This window comes from Vreelandella songnenensis, from assembly GCF_003002925.1.
Lineage (GTDB): Bacteria > Pseudomonadota > Gammaproteobacteria > Pseudomonadales > Halomonadaceae > Vreelandella > Vreelandella songnenensis.
Genome location: NZ_PVTK01000007.1, coordinates 1 through 18,146, shown reverse-complemented (window position 1 = coordinate 18,146; position 18,146 = coordinate 1). Strand labels below are relative to the sequence as shown.

Genomic DNA, 18,146 nt, shown 5'->3' with positions numbered 1-18,146 from the left:
GCGGAGTTTACGCAAACAGAACGCATCTGACCAGTCGTAGTCCGATGGGTTGCTGTTTCTGGTTTGATCGCTTGCGGGTCACAACCTGCTAAGCTCATATTTTAGTGCGGTTAGAGGGAATCATGGCCACCATAGAACACAGTGAAATCATCAACGCTCCGCCCGAAGAGGTGTTTGAGCTACTGCGCCGAGTGGAAGACTTTGCCGACTATTCGGACCTCATCCGCTCGATCGACGCGTTAGGGAACGACCGCTATCGCTGGCACGTGCGCGCCGTGGGCATGGACTGGGCCTTTGAAGTAGCCGTGACCGAAATAAAGCCGCCCCATGTGCTGGCCTGGGAATCACTGGATGGGGTCAAGAATCAGGGTCGTTACCATCTTCGCGAAGTGCCCGAAGGCACGGAAGTATCGCTGACGCTGAGCTATGAAATCCGCAACCGCTTGATGGAAAAAGCCGTCAACAAGGCGGCCAAACCGCTGGTAGGCAAGGTCAGCCGGCAGATTCTGGAGCGCGTCGAGGCGCGCCTGAATGGGTAGAGCAGGCCGCTACTGGAAGTGGATAGCAGGTAGTCTCTTCATCGTGCTGTTGATGGGCGCGTGGATCTGGTACTCACCGGACTTGATGGCCTTGAAACAGCGCGTGGCGCCTTTTACTCACCACCCGGCGGTTATCGCCGGTTTGGTTGTGCTCATGGGGCTTACGCTGGCAGTAGGCTTGCCCGGCAGTATTGGCCTGTGGTTGATTGCGCCTTTCTACCCGCCATTGGTGGCAACGGCCATGTTGACGCTGGGAAGTGTCGCCGGCGCGCTGGGTGGCTATCAGTTGGCGGCGCGTACCAGCGCTCGCTGGCAACCAAAAGGATTGACGCTTCGCGTCATGCAAATGCTTCAGGCCAGAAGTGACCTGTTAACCCAGTGTGCGCTGCGTGTTCTGCCTGGCTTCCCGCATGCTGTAATCAACTTTGCAGCCGGCTTGAGCCGCATATCCTTGTCCGGGTTCCTGCTGGCGGCGGCGCTTGGACTGACCGTAAAATGGGGCGTGTACAGCAGCGCTATCTACGGTGCGCTGGAGGCGATAGAGGAGGAGGATGCGCTTCAATTTGACGTGCTGTTGCCGCTTCTAGCCTTGACCATGCTGCTGTTGGCGGGCGCCTGGTTCAAGCGCCGCTCTCAGGCGGCGCCCAAACGCTGATGCATTAGTTGTCCTGATGCATCGCGACATCCAGATGATCGACCAGCTCGGCCCAGTCGGCATCTTCTTCAATGGCTTCGCGAAGGAATTCGGCCTGGCCCTCATTCCAGCACGGCGCATCGGCCAGCGCCACGTCTTCAGGCAGCGGGCGATGACGCTTGATAAAGTGTTCGATCGATTCTGAATCCGAGGGCAGGCCCAGCTGTTCGAACAGGTCGCTGAAAAAATGCACTGGCTTTTCCATAAAAATACGCTCCTTCAAGTGGTTACCCTTGTTAACCATAGCGTAATCCTGAAAATGCGCCACCGTTAGCGTTCACCTACCAAGGCAGTCAGAAAGCGCTGGCGCCGATGTTCAAGCCCGCCGGGCAGGGCCAGCAGGTGTGTCAGCTTGGTATACGCGGCTTCCGGTGTCATGGCATCACCCGACAGTACGCCCGCCTCGGCAAGCCCGTGGCCGGCGGCGTAAGCGCCCATGTGCACGCTGCCTTCGGGGCAAAGGCTGATGGCCGTCAGCAGCTTGCCTTCGCCACTGGCAACGGCCAGCGTATCCAGCAGGGCCGGGTCGCTGGGTAGATTACCCGCTCCCCATAGCTGAAGCACTGCCCCTTTCACCCGCGAATCACCCAGCCAGGCCTCCAGTTGCCAGGCGGCCATGCCTGGCCAGAGCGCTATCCGAATTACTTCGCCCTGATGCAGCCCTTGGTAATCGGGAAGCTCAAATCGCGGCGCCCCGCGCTGTTGAACGCCAAGCCCTCGGCTTGGGTAGTAGACAAAGTCGTCACCCACGCGCTCACCCAACAGCGGATAGCTCGGGGTGGTAAACGCATCGGGCGCCTCGCTATGCTGCTTTATCGAGCGCACGCCGCGCATCAACCGGTTGGCAAAGTAGATCGCCACTTCCTGAAGCCCGTCAGTGGCAGCAAAGCGCAAGGCACCGTGCACGTTATCCAGCGCGTCACTGCCCGGCGCTTCCAGCGGCAGCATGGCACCGGTCAATACCACCGGACGATCCAGACCCTGAAGCTGGTAGGCCAGGCTTGCAGCCGTCCAGCTCAGCGTATCGGTGCCGTGAATGACCACAAAGCCACGATAGTCGGTCAGGCGGGCAGCGATATCTCGGCCAAGCGTTTGCCAGTTAAGCGCGGTGGCCGCACTCGAGTCGATCAGGGGGGAGTAGCTGATCACATCATACGCGGGCAGTGCCTGTTGCTGGGCAACCGGCAACTGGCCAAGCGCTGATGCGAGGCGCTCAGCAAAATCGCCCCCCGGCACCAGGCCGCCGTCGGCAGGCAGCATGCCGATGGTGCCGCCGGTGTAGATAATCAGCAGGCGTTCATGAGTGGGGGCGGCGTAGGCTAAGGAGGTGAGCGTACTCATCGCAGAGTTACCTGACTTATGTTCGAAGTGGGGGGGTGGTTAGTAACGGTGCACTTGCAGGGTACTGTCTTGATCATCCAGACGATGGTTGCGCCCGGCCAGCAGCGCCAAACCGCAGCAGATGCCTACCAGTGCGATCAGCAGCCAGGCGATATAATCGGCATGCACGCCGGCTTGAAGCAGTAAACCTACTCCAAACGGCCCCAGCGCTGCGATGACGTAACCGCCACCCTGTACCAGGCCCGAAAGCTGGCCTGCCAGGCGTGAGTTCGAAGTGCGCAGTACCAGCAGGGTCAACGCCAGGCTAAAGCTTCCGCCCTGACCAAGGCCCAGCAGGATGGCGCCGGGCCACTTCCACGCCAGTGGTGCTACCAGCAGCATCCAGAGGCCGGTGGCGGTACTCAGCAGTACCAGCAGCAGTGCCGGGCGCTGGTCTCGCCCCAGGCGGGCAAGCCAGGGGGCACCCAGTGCCGACACCAGCTGACACATGATAGAGACCGCCATGGTCCAGCCAGCGCTGGCCTCATCATACCCACGATCCAGCAGCAGAGTCGGCAGCCAGCCAAACACGATATAGGCCATGGAGGATTGAATGCCCATGAACAGCATGACTTGCCAGGTAAGCGGCTTGCTCAGTAACCGAAAGAGGCCGGTGGGCGCCGCCTGGAGAGTGCGCGTGCGGGTATTGGGCATCTGGAAGTGCCAGAGCGCCAGGGCCAGAAGTGCCAGCAGCGACCAGCTCATCAGGCTGGCCTGCCAGCTTCCAAGCCATAGGGTAAGCGGAACGCTGAGCCCCGCGCCCAGCGCGCCACCCAGACAAAGCGCCATGGTGTAAAGGCCCGTCAGCAGATCAGCGCTTTCAGGCAGTTCGCGTTTTACCAGTGCCGGCAGCAGCGTGCCGCTGATGCCGATGGCGCCACCCGCCATGGCCGAGCCGATAAACAGCACACCGGGCAGCGGCAGGCCGCGTAGTATCAACCCGGCTGCCAGCAGCAGAAGTGCAGCGCTCAGCGCCCGTTCGCTGCCCAGGCGCTGGGCCAGCAGTGGTGCCAGCGGTGCACTCAGTCCTAGAAACAGCACGGGAAGTGTGGTCAGCACGCCGGCAGCGGCAGGAGAAAGACCGGCGGTTTCCTGAAGGCGGGCAAGCAGGGGGGCAACAGAAGAGAGGGCGGGGCGCAGGTTCAGCCCCACCGCTACCATCAATAGAATGAACGTGACAGACCGCCGGGAAAGCATGCCGGTCTTACTTCAGATGAGGGCGCAAGTCACCGCGTACGGCGTCAAGGAGAGTAATGAAGTGGTAGTCCTGGGGTGTTTCCAGGCAATCAACCCGAACGCTTGTGCGCATGCCCTTGTTGATGTCCAGCTTGTCGAAGATTTCCAGCGTCACTTTCTGTGCTGGCTTGTCACCTGGCGCCATGATGCCATCTTCCAGGGAAAAGGTTTCGATCAGGGTGGCGCGCACGCGGGTGCTGTTGTCCTCGCTCAGGACACGGCGAATGAACAGCCAGCCTTCGCAGGGCAAGACCTGGTTGTTATCGCGCTCACGCAGGAAAAGCGTGCGATAGCAGGCGCCCTCCGTGGACGCTTTTTCCGCCATGCTGCGATACGCCTGGACGACCTGTTTCGAGGAAGCGCGGGCATCTTCTAGACGTTGCGAAATTCCTTGGTGCTCACGGCTAAGCTGTTCTTGACGCTGAAAGGTAAGCCACTGACGGTATTCAGCAATGTGTTGAGATGAGGACATGATCGCTCCCTGAAAATGTAGTCTTTGAGGCATCGGAATATGCGAAGGGAGGTAACCATCGCATATTCCTTGCCAGCGGGCTAGCGGCGCGCGCGGCGGCGGCGTTCACCGCTGGGTTTAGCTGCATCGCTTGCGGGTTTGCGACGAGCCTGAGGCTGGCGCTGCTGACGGCGACCATTCTCGATAGGCTCTGGCTTGATACTGGGATCAGGCTCGAAGCCCGGCTCGATATGCTTGGGCAGGTTCTGCTTGATCAGCCGTTCGATATTACCAAGCAGGCCGTGCTCATCCACACAGACCAGCGACACCGCTTCACCGTTGCTGCCGGCGCGGCCGGTGCGTCCGATACGGTGCACGTAGTCTTCTGCCACATTGGGCAGGTCAAAGTTGACCACGTGGGGAAGTTCGCTGATATCCAGCCCGCGCGCGGCGATATCGGTGGCTACCAGCACCTGCAGGTCTCCGCTCTTGAACGCGCCCAGCGCCCGCGTGCGTGCGCCCTGGCTCTTGTTGCCATGAATCGCCATGGCAGGAATGTCCTGCTTGGAAAGCTGTTCGGCCAGCCGGTTGGCGCCGTGCTTGGTGCGCGTAAACACCAGCACCTGGAACCAGCCGTGGCGCTGGATAAGATGCGCCAGCAGCTCGCGTTTCTTTTCGCGGTCAACGCGGTAGACGGCCTGTTCGATCTTCTCCGCGGTGGTGTTGCGCGGGGCGACTTCAATCAGCGCCGGGTTATCGAGCAGCTGCTGCGCCAGCGCCTGGATCTCGTTCGAGAAAGTAGCGGAAAACAGCAGGTTCTGGCGCTGCTTCGGCACCAGGCGCAATACGCGCTTGATATCGTGGATAAAGCCCATGTCCAGCATGCGGTCGGCTTCGTCCAGGACCAGGATTTCCACGGCGGAAAGATCCACATGGCCCTGCTGCTGAAGATCCAGCAGGCGTCCAGGTGTGGCAATCAGTACGTCCAGGCCCGCTTTGAGCGCATCCACCTGGGGCTGCTGGCCCACGCCACCAAAAATGATGTGAGAGCGCAAGGCCAGGTGCTGACCGTAGGTGGAGACGCTTTCACCGACCTGAGCGGCAAGTTCGCGCGTGGGGGTCAGTACCAGAGCGCGCACCTGACGCTTTGCCGGACGCTTGCCGCCGGAAAGCCGCTGCAGCATGGGAAGGGTGAAACCTGCGGTCTTGCCCGTGCCGGTCTGGGCACTTGCCAGCAGATCGCGGCCTTCCAGTACGACCGGAATGGCCTTCAATTGAATAGGGGTAGGCTGGGTGTAGCCTTGCGCCGTCACCGCGCGTAGTAAATCGTCGTGCAAACCAAGTTCAGAAAAGCTCATGCGTTCTCCGCAATCGCCTACAGGGCAAGCGCTTTATTAAAGCGTTGCATTAGGCGTAATTTTTACAAAAGGCGAGGGTAATGACCGCCGCGCAGCGAAGTTTGCCAGATAATTCACTGGGCCGCGATGATCGTTGATTAGCCATCAAGGGCCATGAGTTGGTATGGCCAGTATGGAAGAGGCGGGCATTGGGTAGTGGGTACAACGCAATATCGGCACTCAAGATATGCCCGCAGTGTAACATGAAGATGTTACTTCGCGGGCATTCTCATCACGAATGATTGCGCACGTTGCGCTGTAGATTCATGGGCGGGCAGTAAAGTAATTACCCTTTCGCACCTGATCGGCAATCTGCTGGGCTACCTTGTCCCAGCTGGCACTTAGCGCACGTACCAGGGCCGGGTAGCCGTCATTGTCCAGAGGAGTCTGGGCTGAAAAGCTTTCCATGGCGAGAAGCTCATCATTGGCGGCGCGCAGTTGCCACTGGCCGCTGGTGACGGCCAGGCCATCATGGCGGCCCTGGAACTGGTCGATATCCAGACGTAGCGTAAGCGCCTGAGATTGCCCACCGTCTTCTCGCACTACGCGAATGTCAGGAAGCTCACGCGATAGCTGCCCGCGCAGGCTGCGTGCCAGCTGACGCCCCAGGCTTTCGGCCCACTGATGCTCACGCGCTTCGTTGAGGGTAATATCGTCAAGCTGCATGACAATGCCATCGACATCCAGATAGTGGGCGAGCCTGGGGGCGCGCACCTGCAGCGTACCCTGGGGGATGCTTGGCGTATTGACCAGCTGGCTGTCGGGCAGCATGTAGCGCGCGGGCGGCGTCACGCTGCTTGCGCAGGCAGAAAGCACAATACACAGGCTGAGCAGAGCAGCAATTTTCAGAGCTAACAAGCGCATGGCGTCATCCTTTCTAGCGCGGTGCACGCGGTATGGGGTCTTGGGTATCCAGGTTATCGAACAACAGCGCCCGCGGGTTCTCGTTCAGCGTACGGGTCAGCGGTTGAAGATCCCGCATCAGTCGATCCAGGCGTTCGATCGCTGAGGTCAGATCCTGGTAGGCCGGTGACGACGGCGAAACGCCTTGCAGCGTCGTGCGCAGCTCTTCAAGCGTAGCGTTGAGATTGCCGCCCACAGCTTGGGTTTCGGGGTCGCTCAGCAGCTGATTGAGTGAGGTGCTTACCTCGCGAACTTCGTTCAAGACGCCTTCAGAGGCTTGCAGATTGCGATCCAGTCCGGCCAGCAAGGGCTCCACTTCCAATGCGTTGAGCTTATCCAGCAGATCCGTTACCTGTGCCTGTATCTGAGCAAAGCCGCCGGCCACGGTGGGGAATACCGTGCGCTCGGAGAAGGTTTCGGCAATGTACTCCTCTTCGACGTCACGCTGGAAGTTGAGGTCTACAAAGAGCGCGCCGGTCAGCAGGCTGCCGTTCTTGAGCGAGGCGCGAAGACCGAGAGCAAACATGCGTTTGAAGCGCGCATCCCACTCTTCTAGATCGATATCGCTATTTTCGATGCCCATGCGTTGCGGCTCGATACGGATCAGTACGGGAATGGCAAAGCGTGAGCGTGAATCAGGCTGCGGTGCGGTAAAGTTCCAGGGCACCGCGGCCACGGTACCCATACGCACGCCGCGAAACTCGACGGGCGCGCCCCGCGATAAGCCCCGCACCGTATCGTCGACCAGCAGCACATACTCGAGATAACGGTTAAAGGTACCTTCGCGAGCATCGTCTTCATCGGCGTAAAGATTGAAAAGCGCACCGGTTTCTACCGGTCTTCCCATGGGTAGGTCTTCCGGCACGCCAAACGTGACGCCGCCGCCCAGAAGCGCTTCAAAGGATTCTACATTGACTCGAAAACCGTTGGCGTCGAGGCGAAAGTCGACGCCGCTCGAGGTCCAGAAGCGGGTGCTGTCGGTGACCAGCTGGGCGTAGGGCTCCTCGATAAAGACCTGGTGGTGCATGGTGCGTGACTCGGGATCAAAGCTGGTTTCTTCAACCCGCCCTACGGTGTAGCCCTGGTAGGAGACCGGGTCACCTACGCGCAGTGAATTGCCCAGCTGGCTGATCAGGCTGATGTTGAGCCCGGCCATCCCCGCCGTGGCCACTGGTGGTACATCGCTGACCGGAAATTCACGCCGCTGCTGTTCTGAGTTTCCTGGTTCAAGTTGAATGTAGGCGCCTGACAGCACGGTGCCGAGACCACTGATGCCTTCGCGGCCAATACGCGGCTTGACCACCCAGAAACGGCTATCTTCGCGCAGCATGGAGTCCGCCTGAGGCTGGATACGCGCGGTGATTACGGCATGGCTCAGGTCGTCGGAAAGCTGCACGTTCTGAACCAGGCCGATTTCCACGTTACGGCTTCTGATCAGCGTATTGCCAGCTTCGATACCTTCGGCGTTGTTCATGGTCAGGGTGATCACCGTGCCACGGCTGGTGTAGTTGTCATACACCAGCCATAGCCCGATGATGATGGCCACAATGGGTACGATCCAGATAGGCGAAAGCCGGGTCTGGCGTGATGGCCTGGCCTTGTTGAGGTCCGGGTCCTGCTCGCTGACAGTAGGGGTTTCGTTACCCATTAATGACTCCCTGGGTGGCTATGAGTAGAGGCGGTTGAAGAGGGTTTCGGAGCATCCCATATCAGGCGTGGGTCAAAGGTCATGGCCGCCAGCATGGTAAGGACCACGACCGAACCAAACGCAAGTGCCGCCGGGCCGGGGGTAATGGACATCAAGGCGCCGGCGCGAATCAATGCCACCAGAATGGCGACCACGAAGACATCGACCATCGACCAGCGGCCGATGAACTCGGTAACGCGGTAAAGCTTGGTCCGGCTAATTGTATTGGGCCGGTCGCTGCGCTGTACGGCAATGCACAGCCAGGAGAGCGCCAGCAACTTGCCTACCGGCACGATAACGCTGGCGATGAAAATAACGGCGGCTACCGGCCAGGAGCCCATTTGCATCAGTTCGACCACACCGCCAATAATCGTTGATGAGCCGCTGTGGCCAAGGCTTGTTGTGGTCATGATCGGATAGACATTGGCCGGTATGTACATGATGGTCGCAGCCCCGAGCAGTGCCCAGGTACGCTGAAGGCTGTGCGGCAGACGAGGGTGAAGTTTTTCGTGGCAGCGTACACAGCGCGATTTCTGGCCCGGAGCCAAGGCGTTGATCAACCCGCAGGTGGGGCAGCCAGTCAAGTGCTGGCTGGCAGCGGTTGCTCCCGTTTGCGTACCTTCCGGCGCCAGCGGCTCGCCTTCCAGTGAGAACCACATCCAGTCGGCATCGATAGACTGAGTGGTCATGAGCAACAGAATGGCAAATACGCAAAATCCCCAAAACGATACGCCAAGTGTAATGTCGGCCATACCGGCGATTTTTATCAGGCTGACCAGTGCTCCAATAATGAACACGTCGGCCATCATCCAGGGCGTCAGGTGCGCAAGCGACCGGGCAATGTCCCGGCTGAACGAAAGCGGCTTGCCACTTAGCAGGCCAAACTGCAGCCAGATCACGCTGAGCAGATAAACCGCGGGCAGTACGGCAATCGTCATGATGACGATAATGCCGACAATCGGCTGGTGAAACGCAATCAGGGTGGTCGCCGTCTGCGCAAGCTCTATGCGGTTGCCCACGCCGCTGACGCTGAAGCTGACAAACGGAAACGAGATGGCTACCAGCAGGGCGATCAGTGCCGAGACCGCCAAGGCCATACTGCGCTGAGCAGGGTAGCGGTGGCGCTTGACCAGTACGTGTGCGCAGCGCGGACAGCTCGCCTTTTCGCCTGACGCCAGTGGCGGCAGGGCCGATATCCAGTCACACTCATGGCATGCCCGCAACCGCCTGCGTTGCGAGCGGACCTCGGGAGGCGAGCAATCCACCAAAGGGGTGTTGACCGGGAGTGTTGGGCGTTTCATTAAACGGTAGTCGGGCAAATGCGACCCTCTCACTCGGGTTTAAAGTGACACTAATAGAAAGTGGTCAGTTTGACTGTCAATTATTTGATACTTTGATACTAGTCTATACCAGTGCTTGACCGATGCATCCGGTTGGTCAAGGATGCAGCCGCGATAGTGCCTAATATTCTTTCAATAAGGAAATGAAATGTTGCTTCCCCTGGTAGGCGTGGTGATAGGGCTGGTACTGCTGATCTGGAGCGCCGAGAAGTTTATTGATGGCGCCGCGGCAACCTCACGCTGGCTTGGTCTTTCCCCGTTGCTGATCGGTATGCTGGTGATCGGCTTTGGTACCTCCGCACCGGAAATGATGGTGTCCGTGCTTGCGGCATTGCAGGGCAATCCGGGCCTGGCGGTAGGCAATGCCTACGGTTCCAATATTGCCAATATCGGTCTGGTGCTGGGCTTTGTGGCATTAATGGCACCTTTGGCGGTGCACTCGAGCGTGATTCGTAAAGAGATGCCTCTACTGATCCTGGTGACACTGGTTACCGGCGCCATGCTGTGGGATGGGTGGGTATCACGCTGGGAAGCGGCCATTTTGCTGGTCGCGCTGGCCGTATTTATCATCGTCAGTATTGTGCGCTCGAAAAAGCAGTCGAACGATCCTCTGATTGACGATGTGGCGGGTTCGCTGGACAGCAAGCCCATGTCGCGCGGCAAGGCTATCATGTGGACACTCATTGGTCTGGTGCTGCTGGTGGCAAGTTCGCGCTTGCTGGTGTGGGGCGCGGTTGAAATCGCTCAGCGTTTCGGGGTCAGCGATCTGATCATCGGGCTCACGGTGGTTGCAGTGGGCACTTCGCTTCCCGAGCTTGCGTCATCCATCAGTGCGCTGCGTCGCAATGAGCACGATATGGTGCTGGGCAACGTGGTGGGTTCGAATCTGTTTAACAGCTTAGCTGTAGTCGGCCTTGCCGGGGTCATTGCGCCCATCGATGCCGGGCGAGAAGTGCTGGTGCGTGACTGGAGCATCATGACCTGCATGACGCTATTGATGATCCTGTTCGCCTTTTCCTGGCGCGGTCGGCCGCGTCGAATCAATCGCCTGGAAGGCGGCGTGCTTTTTACCCTGTTTATTGCCTACACCTGCTACATGGTCAGTATTGTGGTTTTATCCTAGTAAATTGTCAGCGTTATTTGATGTGCGTCAAAGAGACACGTTTTGGGAAAAATAGGCCGGTGTATAGTGATAGGCGAGTGAGTAAGATGACACTATAGGTAAAGAATAAGCTTAGTGCTTATAACTAGAATGCGGTGCCCATGCGGCGCGACTAAGCTTGTATTAACCATGACTGGGGCATCAATTCAGGCCTAGGAGCGTGTAATGGAACTCGATCCCTTATTACTATCGCGAATCCAATTCGCGTTTGTTGTCTGCTTTCATACTATCTTCCCCGTCTTTACGATTGGATTGGCATCCTATATCGCACTGCTGCAGGGGCTCTTTTTCAAGACGCAAAATCCGGCCTGGGATCGCCTGGCGCTATTCTGGACCAAGGTGTTTGCCGTCGTGTTCGGAATGGGGGTAGTTTCGGGGATCGTGATGTCGTTCCAGTTTGGTACCAACTGGAGCAACTTCTCGCTGGCGGCTTCCAACTTCATAGGCCCGATGCTCAGCTATGAAGTGGTAACCGCATTTTTCCTTGAAGCCGCTTTCCTGGGCATATTGCTGTTTGGGCGTGGAAAAGTGCCCCAGGGGATTCATCTCCTGGCCGCCACCATGGTGGCAATTGGTACTTTCATCTCCGCATTCTGGATATTGTCGGCCAACAGCTGGATGCATACACCGGCAGGCGTTGAACTCATTGATAACCGCTTCCACGTCATTTCCTGGCGCGAGGCGATCTTCAATCCTTCTTTCCCCTACCGCTTCGCGCATATGGCCCTTGCTTCGTTCATTACCGGCGGGTTTGTCGTGGCTGGAGTGAGCGCATGGTTTCTGCTACGCGGGCGCGATCCGCAAGCCAATCGTCGGGCGCTCTCGATGTGCCTGTGGCTGTTGCTCTTTTTGACGCCTCTTCAAGCGGTGGTGGGTGATTACCACGGCTTGAATACGCTCGAACATCAGCCGACCAAGGTGGCCGCCATGGAAGGGCATTGGGAAACCTCTACCAATGTGCCGCTGCTGCTGTTTGCCTGGCCGGATCAAGAGGCTCAGGAAAACCGCTTTGCCATTGGTATTCCCAATCTGGCAAGCCTTATTCTGACGCACTCGCTTGACGGCGAAATTCCCGGGATCAGCGAGGCGCCACCGGAAGAGCAGCCACCGGTCATTCTGGTGTTCTGGGCTTTCCGCGTCATGGTGGGTCTTGGCCTCTTGATGATCGCCACGTCGTTTGCTGGCCTGATACTGCGGCGTGGAGGGCGCATCTACGAAAGTCCGGTGTTCCTCAAGACCCTGGTGGGCATGATCTCCTTACCTTTCATTGCCGTTCTCGCGGGCTGGATCGTGACCGAGTCTGGCCGAGCGCCCTGGCTGGTATACGGGATGATGACTCATGCTGAAGGTCTAACACCTTCGCTGACCGGATGGATGGCGCTATTTACCCTGATTGGTTACATGCTGGTATATGCCGTGGTGTTCTACGCCGGTATCTACTATCTGACCCGTGTGGTGCGTAATGGCATGCTGCCCGAGCAGGCTCAGGCGTCGGCTGATCATGACGCCGACCGGCCCAAACGCCCGCTATCGGCTGCCCATACTCCGTTTGATGATGACGTTGATCCGGTGAGGAGCTAATCATGGAAATGTTTGATCTATCGATTATTTGGGCAGGGATCATTGGTTTCGGCGTCATCATGTACGTGCTGATGGATGGCTTCGATCTGGGGCTGGGCATTCTTTTTCCTTTCGCCCCGGATGAGGACGCCCGGGATGTCATGATGAACTCCGTAGCCCCCGTGTGGGATGGCAACGAAACCTGGCTGGTGCTGGGAGGCGCGGGCCTTCTGGCAGCCTTTCCGCTGGTTTATTCGATCTTTTTGCCGGCACTCTATATCGGGGTCTTCCTGATGCTGGCCGGGCTTATTTTCCGTGGAGTGGCGTTTGAATTTCGCTTCAAGTCTCGGCGCAACCGCCACTGGTGGAACCGCGCTTTCAGTTGGGGATCTGCCGTTGCAGCGTTTGCCCAAGGGGTTGTAGTCGGTGCTTACATTCAAGGCTTTCAAACCGAAGACTTTGTGTATACCGGGGGCGCTTTCGACTGGTTGACACCGTTTACCGTCGTAACCGGTCTAGGGTTGATGGCAGGCTACGCGCTGTTGGGCTCTACCTGGCTGATTCTGAAATCCGAAGGTCATGTACAGGATTGGGCGTACAAGATTACCCCTCCTTTATTGATAGCTGTACTGGTGGTGTTTGCCATCGTCAGCATCTGGACACCTTTCGTGAATCAGGTGGTCTGGGAGCGCTGGTTCGGCCATCTTCGCCTTATCTGGATCTTCCCGGCGATGGCGCTTCTGTTTGCGTTTCTGGTCTTCCGGTCCGTCAAGCAACGCCGTGAAAGCTATCCCTTTATCGCGACTATCGGCATCTATGTATTTACCTACCTTGGGTTGATAGTGAGCCAATGGCCAATGATCGTGCCTCCCAACTATACCCTGTGGGATGCAGCCTCGGCGCCGGAATCACAGCTTTTTCTGCTGATTGGCGTGCTGTTTGTCATTCCCGTTATCCTTATGTATACCGCTTGGACCTACTGGGTTTTCCGCGGCAAGGTGCGCGTGGGTGAGGGCTATCACTAAACCTGGGGCGTTAACATGATGGAGCAGCCGTTAACCGCGCGCTCCTGGTTGAAAATGCTGGCAAACCTAGAGCGGCGCAGATTGAATCTCGCCGCTTTTCTTGGCGTTTTGGCCGGGCTTCAGACGGTTATCATCGTAGTAGGCGTGGCGTGGCTGGTGGATCAGCTAGTGGTTCACCAGCAGACGCCGCATCAACTTGTCAGTGGTTTGGCCGTGCTTGCGTTTTGTGTGCTGGGGCGTGGCGCGTGCCAGTGGGGGCAGGAGGTGGTCAGCCTGGAGGCGAGTCTGCGTATTCGCCAATATGCCCGCCGCCAGATGCTCGACAAATTCTGGGTGCTGGGGCCAGTCTGGCTGGCTTATCGCCAAAGTGGTGGCTTGGCTACCCAGGCGGTCGAAAACATCGAAGCGCTGGACGGCTATTTTGCGCGCTTCTATACCCAACTTCGCATCACGGTGTTTTTGCCGCTAGTGATCTTATGCGTAGTGGCCCGGCTTGATTATCTTGTCGCCATCTTTCTGCTGATTTCAGCGCCCATCATCCCCTTGTTCATGGCGCTGGTAGGCATGGGGGCTGAACGCGTCAATCGCGAGCAGTTTGCCGCCGTGGCTCGACTTTCTGCACACTTTCTAGATCGTGTACGGGGAATGACCACACTTCAGCTGTTTGGCCGCACTCAAAGCGCTCATCGCGACGTGTGGTGGGCAACGGACGACTACCGGCGCCTGAGCATGCGCACTCTGCGTTTGGCCTTTCTCTCTTCTGCGGTGCTTGAGTTTTTCGCCTCGGTGGCCATCGCGGTGGTGGCCATGTACGTTGGCTTTGGGCTGCTTGGGTATATCGACTATGGCCCTTCGACTTCGCTGACCCTCTTTTCAGGCCTGGCGGTGCTGCTTCTCGCGCCGGAGTTTTTCCAGCCGTTAAGAACGCTCTCGCAGCATTATCACGACCGTGCAACAGCCCTGGGGGCGGCTGAAAGTCTGGTCACGGTGCTCAATGAATCGAGCATTCAGCGCAGTTCAGTTCCAACGCCTGCTTCCGGACGCCATATTGCCTATTTGGAAGGCATATATGTTGAGTATCCGGGCCGTGGCCGAGTGCTGGGGCCGGTGAATTTGACGGTCAATCAGGGCGATGTCATCGCGATCAGCGGGCCTTCCGGTAGTGGAAAGTCTACGCTTCTGGCGCTGCTCGCCGGGTTTTTGAGCCCCTCGCAAGGCGAGCTGGAACTGACTGCCCCGCACTATGCGTGGCTGGACCAGCAGCCGGCTTTGCTGCATGGCTCCTTGGCGGACAACCTGCGGCTAGCTGATCCAACCGTCGACAAGACGGCAATGCTCGCTGCATTGAGCAAGGCCGGGCTCGGCGAGCTGCTTTCGCAGTTGCCTGATGGACTGGATACATTGATCGGTGAGCGCGGGCTTGGTTTATCCGGTGGGCAAGCCCAGCGTTTGGCGCTGGCGCGTATCTATTTAAGTGATGCCAGTCTGATACTGCTAGATGAACCTACCGCCAGTCTGGACAACGATACCGAAGAGATGGTCATCCAGGCGCTGCTCAATTGGGCAGGGGAAGGGCGTACGCTGGTCATGGCCACACATCATCCGATGGCCATCAGCGCTGCCAGGCGCCACCTTCGCGTACGCGAAGGACTGCTAGAGGAGGTGGCTTATGAAGCATAGCGTGCCCTCACGTTTATCGATGATGGCCCAGACGCGCCAGGCGCTTCTTCCTTGGGTGGCGCTGATGACCAGGCGCTGGCCGCGTTTTTTAGTGGGCGCACTACTCGTCTGGCTTACCCTTGCCGCAGGCCTGTCGCTGCTTGGGCTTTCGGGGTGGTTCATTACCGCTTGCGCTCTGGCCGGCATTGCCATGCTTTTCGGGCTGCCTTCAAGTCTTGATGTCTACGTGCCCGGCGGCGGGATACGGTTTTTTGCCCTTCTGCGAACGGTGGCGCGTTATATAGAGCGCCTCTACAACCATGATACCGTGCTTCGTCTCTTGGCGGATCTGCGCTATCGAGTGTTCGGCAGATTGACCCGGATGGATGAAGCGGCGCTACGCCGCCATCGCATGAGCGATTGGCTCGGGCGCTTAACTGCCGATATCGATGCTCTCGACAACCTGTATCTGCGCCTGTTGATGCCGCCTTTGGTCAGTTTGCTGGTGATTGTCGGGGTAAGTCTTTTTGCGGCTATTTGGCTTCCTGGTATGGCGCTATGGCTTGGGAGTGTGCTGTTCGTGCTCTGGGTGGGTCTTACCTACGGTATGGCGCGCCTCTGCTTTGCCCAAAGCCATCGTCAGATAGCGTATCAGGAAGGCTTGCGCCGCCTGGTGATCGATCAGTTGCAGGCAACCGCTGAACTGATTGCTTATCAGAGTGCTGCTTGGCATCGTCAGCAGGTAGCCGATCACGAAAATGCCGCGCTGGATAACCAGCGCCGCCTGGGCCGGCATACGGCAATGGGCAATAGCGTTATTGGCGTTATAACCGGGCTTCTACTGCTGTTGGTGTTTTGGTTTGGCGGTGCCTTGGTGGCTGACGGTACGCTGGCTGGCCCCATTCTGGTTATGCTGCTGTTGATTATTCTGGGTATCAATGAAGTCTTTGTGCAGCTACCAGCCGCGTTTGCTCGTCTGGGCAGTAGCGTGGCCGCTGCTGAGCGTTTGAATGCGCTGGCGGTGGATACGCCCGCCAAAGAGCAGAAGCTGCCAGCCCATGAGCTTGACGTTGTGATGCGAGGGGTTATTCACCGTTACCCCTCAAGCGCTCAGCCAGCGCTCGACGACGTTACCTTTGAGCTGGGCTGTGGTGAACAGGCCGTTATCACCGGGCATTCAGGTGCAGGTAAAAGTACGCTTGCCGCACTGCTGACTGGGCGGCTGAAAGCGTCTCAAGGTGAGGTAGAGATAGGCGGATGCGAGCCTTGGGCCATTAAGGAAACGCAGCGTTCCCGGCGTATTGTACTGCTCACCCAGCAGGTAGATTTGTTTGATGCATCGCTTGAGGATAACCTGCGCCTCGGCAATGCCGAGGCGAGCGACGCATCCCTGTGGAAAGTGCTGGAGGCTGTGGCGCTCGATGATTGGGCCAGAACACTGCCCGCGCAGTTAAAAACGCCTGTTGGCGAGCGCGGTCAGCAGCTTTCGGGCGGGCAGGCTCGCCGCGTTGCGCTCGCCAGGCTGCTTTTGATGGATCCATCAATCGTCATTCTGGACGAGCCGTTTGCGGCTATCGACCATGCGACGGCTGAGCACGTCGCCAGGGCGCTTTCAGACTGGCTCGAAGGACGAACGGCCATATTTTTTGTGCATCATGGTTCACGTTTATTAATGCAACAGGTAAAACATCACTGGCACCTGAGCGGTGGTAAGTTAGGTCCAGGACGTTAACGCGCTTGATAGTAAGCGCTAAGGATAAGTATGCAGGATTTTTTACGTAGCCTTCCCAAGGCTGAGCTTCATTTGCATATTGAAGGCTCGCTCGAACCCGAACTCATGTTCGCCCTGGCTGAGCGTAATGGGATCAAGCTGCCTTACGCATCCGTTGATGAGGCCAAGGCGGCTTATCAGTTTGATGATTTGCAGGGCTTTTTGAATCTCTATTTTCAGGGCATGAGCGTGCTCTGCCATGAGCAGGACTTTTTTGATCTGGCCATGGATTACTTCAAGCGCGCAAGCACTGAGGGAGTGGTGCACATTGATATGCACTTTGACCCTCAGGCGCACATCCAGCGAGGCATCACGCTGGATGTAATCATGTCCGGACTGTTGCGTGCCAAGCAGGAAGCCGAGCGCTCGCTGGATTTAAGCGTGGGAATGATCATGGCCTTTCTACGCGACCGTCCGGCCGAAGAAGCGCTGGATGTGCTTGAGCAGGCGGCGCCTTATTGGGATCAGTTGGACGCCATTGGTCTGGATAGCGCCGAACGCGATCATCCGCCGGCTAAATTCGTCAAGGTGTTCAACCGCGCGAAAGAGATCGGTCTGGCGCGAGTAGCCCACGCAGGAGAGGAGGGGCCCGCTTCTTATATCCTGGAAGCACTGGACCTGCTGGATGTGTGCCGTATCGATCACGGTATTCGTTGTCTGGAAAGTGATGAGGTGGTTGAGCGGCTTTATGAACAGCAAACGGTACTTACCGTATGCCCGCTCTCTAACGTCAGCTTGAAGGTAGTGGATGAGTTAAACGGCCATCCGTTGCCCGCGCTGCTGGACAAGGGCCTGAATATCACCATCAGCTCGGATGACCCAGCCTATTTCGGCGGTGGGCTGCTTGCAAATCACCTGGCCTGTGAAAAGGCCTTTGGCTGGGATGAAGATGCGTTCATAGCGCTCAACCGCAATGCGATTACTGAAGCTTTCGTACCCAAGTCGCGGCGTGAAGACCTGCTGGCGCGCCTGGATGTACTGGCATCTTGAAAGAAACGCAAAAAGTGGTTGACCCACCGGGGAAATTGGGTAGAATACGCCCCACATCGAACGGGCAGCGCCCTTCGGTAGCTCTTTAACAATTTGATCAGGTAATTCATGTGGGCGTTTGCCGATGAGGGTGACAAGTCACCAAATATCAAGGCAGACGAACACAGCGATACTCTTCGGAGTATCACAGTATATTCGTTTGAACCTTGAGCCAAGTTTGATCCGCTTTTGTTGTCTTCGGATAACACGTAAGGATCACAATGATTTTAAACTGAAGAGTTTGATCATGGCTCAGATTGAACGCTGGCGGCAGGCTTAACACATGCAAGTCGAGCGGTAACAGGTCTAGCTT

The 18,146-nt window shown here is 57.8% G+C and carries 16 protein-coding genes and 1 rRNA gene; 9 read left to right on the top strand and 8 right to left on the bottom strand.

The features are described 5' to 3' along the window. Positions 1-122: 122 nt before the first annotated feature. Together B0H98_RS11875 and B0H98_RS11870 are read left to right on the top strand one after the other, a co-directional pair. Positions 123-539, top strand: coding sequence for an SRPBCC family protein (locus B0H98_RS11875; RefSeq protein ID WP_106375284.1), 417 nt, complete (start codon positions 123-125; stop codon positions 537-539). Further along, entirely contained in the window at positions 532-1,194 is a 663-nt protein-coding gene (locus tag B0H98_RS11870) for a VTT domain-containing protein (protein ID WP_106375283.1), read from the top strand. Before B0H98_RS11875 ends, B0H98_RS11870 begins: the two co-directional genes overlap by 8 nt. Positions 1,195-1,198: 4 nt before the next feature. On the opposite strand, the gene B0H98_RS11865 is transcribed toward B0H98_RS11870, so the two are convergent. The 8 genes from B0H98_RS11865 to B0H98_RS11830 form a co-directional block, all read right to left on the bottom strand. Next, the gene (locus B0H98_RS11865; protein ID WP_106375459.1) at positions 1,199-1,438 is read right to left on the bottom strand and encodes a DUF2789 domain-containing protein; all 240 of its coding nucleotides are present in this window, start codon (positions 1,436-1,438) and stop codon (positions 1,199-1,201) included. Between the two features lie 65 nt (positions 1,439-1,503). Further along, positions 1,504-2,574 (bottom strand): asparaginase, encoded by a 1,071-nt coding sequence (locus B0H98_RS11860; protein ID WP_106375282.1) that lies wholly within the window; start codon positions 2,572-2,574, stop codon positions 1,504-1,506. Between the two features lie 39 nt (positions 2,575-2,613). Next, positions 2,614-3,810, bottom strand: coding sequence for an MFS transporter (locus tag B0H98_RS11855; protein WP_106375281.1), 1,197 nt, complete (start codon positions 3,808-3,810; stop codon positions 2,614-2,616). Between the two features lie 7 nt (positions 3,811-3,817). After that, positions 3,818-4,321, bottom strand: coding sequence for a hypothetical protein (locus tag B0H98_RS11850; protein WP_106375280.1), 504 nt, complete (start codon positions 4,319-4,321; stop codon positions 3,818-3,820). An 80-nt stretch (positions 4,322-4,401) separates the two neighbouring features. Beyond that, positions 4,402-5,658: a DEAD/DEAH box helicase gene (locus B0H98_RS11845; protein ID WP_106375279.1), complete on the bottom strand. Its 1,257-nt coding sequence runs from the start codon at positions 5,656-5,658 to the stop codon at positions 4,402-4,404. A 303-nt stretch (positions 5,659-5,961) separates the two neighbouring features. Then, positions 5,962-6,561 carry a PqiC family protein gene (locus B0H98_RS11840; RefSeq protein ID WP_106375278.1) on the bottom strand — a complete coding sequence of 200 codons (600 nt, stop codon included), beginning with the start codon at positions 6,559-6,561 and terminating at the stop codon, positions 5,962-5,964. 13 nt (positions 6,562-6,574) lie between these two features. Beyond that, positions 6,575-8,248, bottom strand: coding sequence for an intermembrane transport protein PqiB (gene pqiB / locus B0H98_RS11835; protein WP_106375277.1), 1,674 nt, complete (start codon positions 8,246-8,248; stop codon positions 6,575-6,577). Then, positions 8,248-9,588: a paraquat-inducible protein A gene (locus tag B0H98_RS11830; protein WP_106375276.1), complete on the bottom strand. Its 1,341-nt coding sequence runs from the start codon at positions 9,586-9,588 to the stop codon at positions 8,248-8,250. The genes pqiB and B0H98_RS11830 overlap by 1 nt, the downstream gene beginning before the upstream one ends. 187 nt (positions 9,589-9,775) lie before the next feature. Here B0H98_RS11830 and B0H98_RS11825 point away from each other — a divergent pair, with 187 nt between their 5' ends. From B0H98_RS11825 to B0H98_RS11795, 7 genes are all read left to right on the top strand, one after another. Then, positions 9,776-10,750: a calcium/sodium antiporter gene (locus B0H98_RS11825; protein WP_106375275.1), complete on the top strand. Its 975-nt coding sequence runs from the start codon at positions 9,776-9,778 to the stop codon at positions 10,748-10,750. 204 nt (positions 10,751-10,954) lie between these two features. Then, entirely contained in the window at positions 10,955-12,370 is a 1,416-nt protein-coding gene (locus B0H98_RS11820) for a cytochrome ubiquinol oxidase subunit I (protein WP_106375274.1), read from the top strand. Positions 12,371-12,372: 2 nt separating this feature from the next. Further along, positions 12,373-13,374 (top strand): cytochrome d ubiquinol oxidase subunit II, encoded by a 1,002-nt coding sequence (gene cydB / locus B0H98_RS11815; RefSeq protein ID WP_106375273.1) that lies wholly within the window; start codon positions 12,373-12,375, stop codon positions 13,372-13,374. A 15-nt stretch (positions 13,375-13,389) separates the two neighbouring features. After that, on the top strand, positions 13,390-15,054 hold the full coding sequence (gene cydD / locus B0H98_RS11810) for a thiol reductant ABC exporter subunit CydD (RefSeq protein ID WP_106375272.1): 1,665 nt from the start codon (positions 13,390-13,392) through the stop codon (positions 15,052-15,054). Further along, on the top strand, positions 15,044-16,765 hold the full coding sequence (gene cydC / locus B0H98_RS11805; protein WP_106375271.1) for a thiol reductant ABC exporter subunit CydC: 1,722 nt from the start codon (positions 15,044-15,046) through the stop codon (positions 16,763-16,765). The genes cydD and cydC overlap by 11 nt, the downstream gene beginning before the upstream one ends. A gap of 30 nt (positions 16,766-16,795) precedes the next feature. Then, positions 16,796-17,794 (top strand): adenosine deaminase, encoded by a 999-nt coding sequence (locus B0H98_RS11800; protein WP_106375270.1) that lies wholly within the window; start codon positions 16,796-16,798, stop codon positions 17,792-17,794. Positions 17,795-18,062: 268 nt separating this feature from the next. Beyond that, positions 18,063-18,146 (top strand): 16S ribosomal RNA (locus tag B0H98_RS11795); the annotation flags it as partial.

Bases quoted from the DNA above. Each gene is read 5' to 3' on its own strand.
- B0H98_RS11800 (WP_106375270.1), top strand. From the start codon at position 16,796: ATGCAGGATTTTTTACGTAGCCTTCCCAAGGCTGAGCTTCATTTGCAT.
- B0H98_RS11820 (WP_106375274.1), top strand. From the start codon at position 10,955: ATGGAACTCGATCCCTTATTACTATCGCGAATCCAATTCGCGTTTGTT.
- B0H98_RS11830 (WP_106375276.1), bottom strand. From the start codon at position 9,588: ATGAAACGCCCAACACTCCCGGTCAACACCCCTTTGGTGGATTGCTCG.
- B0H98_RS11845 (WP_106375279.1), bottom strand. From the start codon at position 5,658: ATGAGCTTTTCTGAACTTGGTTTGCACGACGATTTACTACGCGCGGTG.
- B0H98_RS11850 (WP_106375280.1), bottom strand. From the start codon at position 4,321: ATGTCCTCATCTCAACACATTGCTGAATACCGTCAGTGGCTTACCTTT.
- cydD (WP_106375272.1), top strand. From the start codon at position 13,390: ATGATGGAGCAGCCGTTAACCGCGCGCTCCTGGTTGAAAATGCTGGCA.
- B0H98_RS11840 (WP_106375278.1), bottom strand. From the start codon at position 6,561: ATGCGCTTGTTAGCTCTGAAAATTGCTGCTCTGCTCAGCCTGTGTATT.
- cydB (WP_106375273.1), top strand. From the start codon at position 12,373: ATGGAAATGTTTGATCTATCGATTATTTGGGCAGGGATCATTGGTTTC.
- B0H98_RS11825 (WP_106375275.1), top strand. From the start codon at position 9,776: ATGTTGCTTCCCCTGGTAGGCGTGGTGATAGGGCTGGTACTGCTGATC.
- cydC (WP_106375271.1), top strand. From the start codon at position 15,044: ATGAAGCATAGCGTGCCCTCACGTTTATCGATGATGGCCCAGACGCGC.
- B0H98_RS11860 (WP_106375282.1), bottom strand. From the start codon at position 2,574: ATGAGTACGCTCACCTCCTTAGCCTACGCCGCCCCCACTCATGAACGC.
- B0H98_RS11870 (WP_106375283.1), top strand. From the start codon at position 532: ATGGGTAGAGCAGGCCGCTACTGGAAGTGGATAGCAGGTAGTCTCTTC.
- pqiB (WP_106375277.1), bottom strand. From the start codon at position 8,248: ATGGGTAACGAAACCCCTACTGTCAGCGAGCAGGACCCGGACCTCAAC.
- B0H98_RS11875 (WP_106375284.1), top strand. From the start codon at position 123: ATGGCCACCATAGAACACAGTGAAATCATCAACGCTCCGCCCGAAGAG.
- B0H98_RS11855 (WP_106375281.1), bottom strand. From the start codon at position 3,810: ATGCTTTCCCGGCGGTCTGTCACGTTCATTCTATTGATGGTAGCGGTG.
- B0H98_RS11865 (WP_106375459.1), bottom strand. From the start codon at position 1,438: ATGGAAAAGCCAGTGCATTTTTTCAGCGACCTGTTCGAACAGCTGGGC.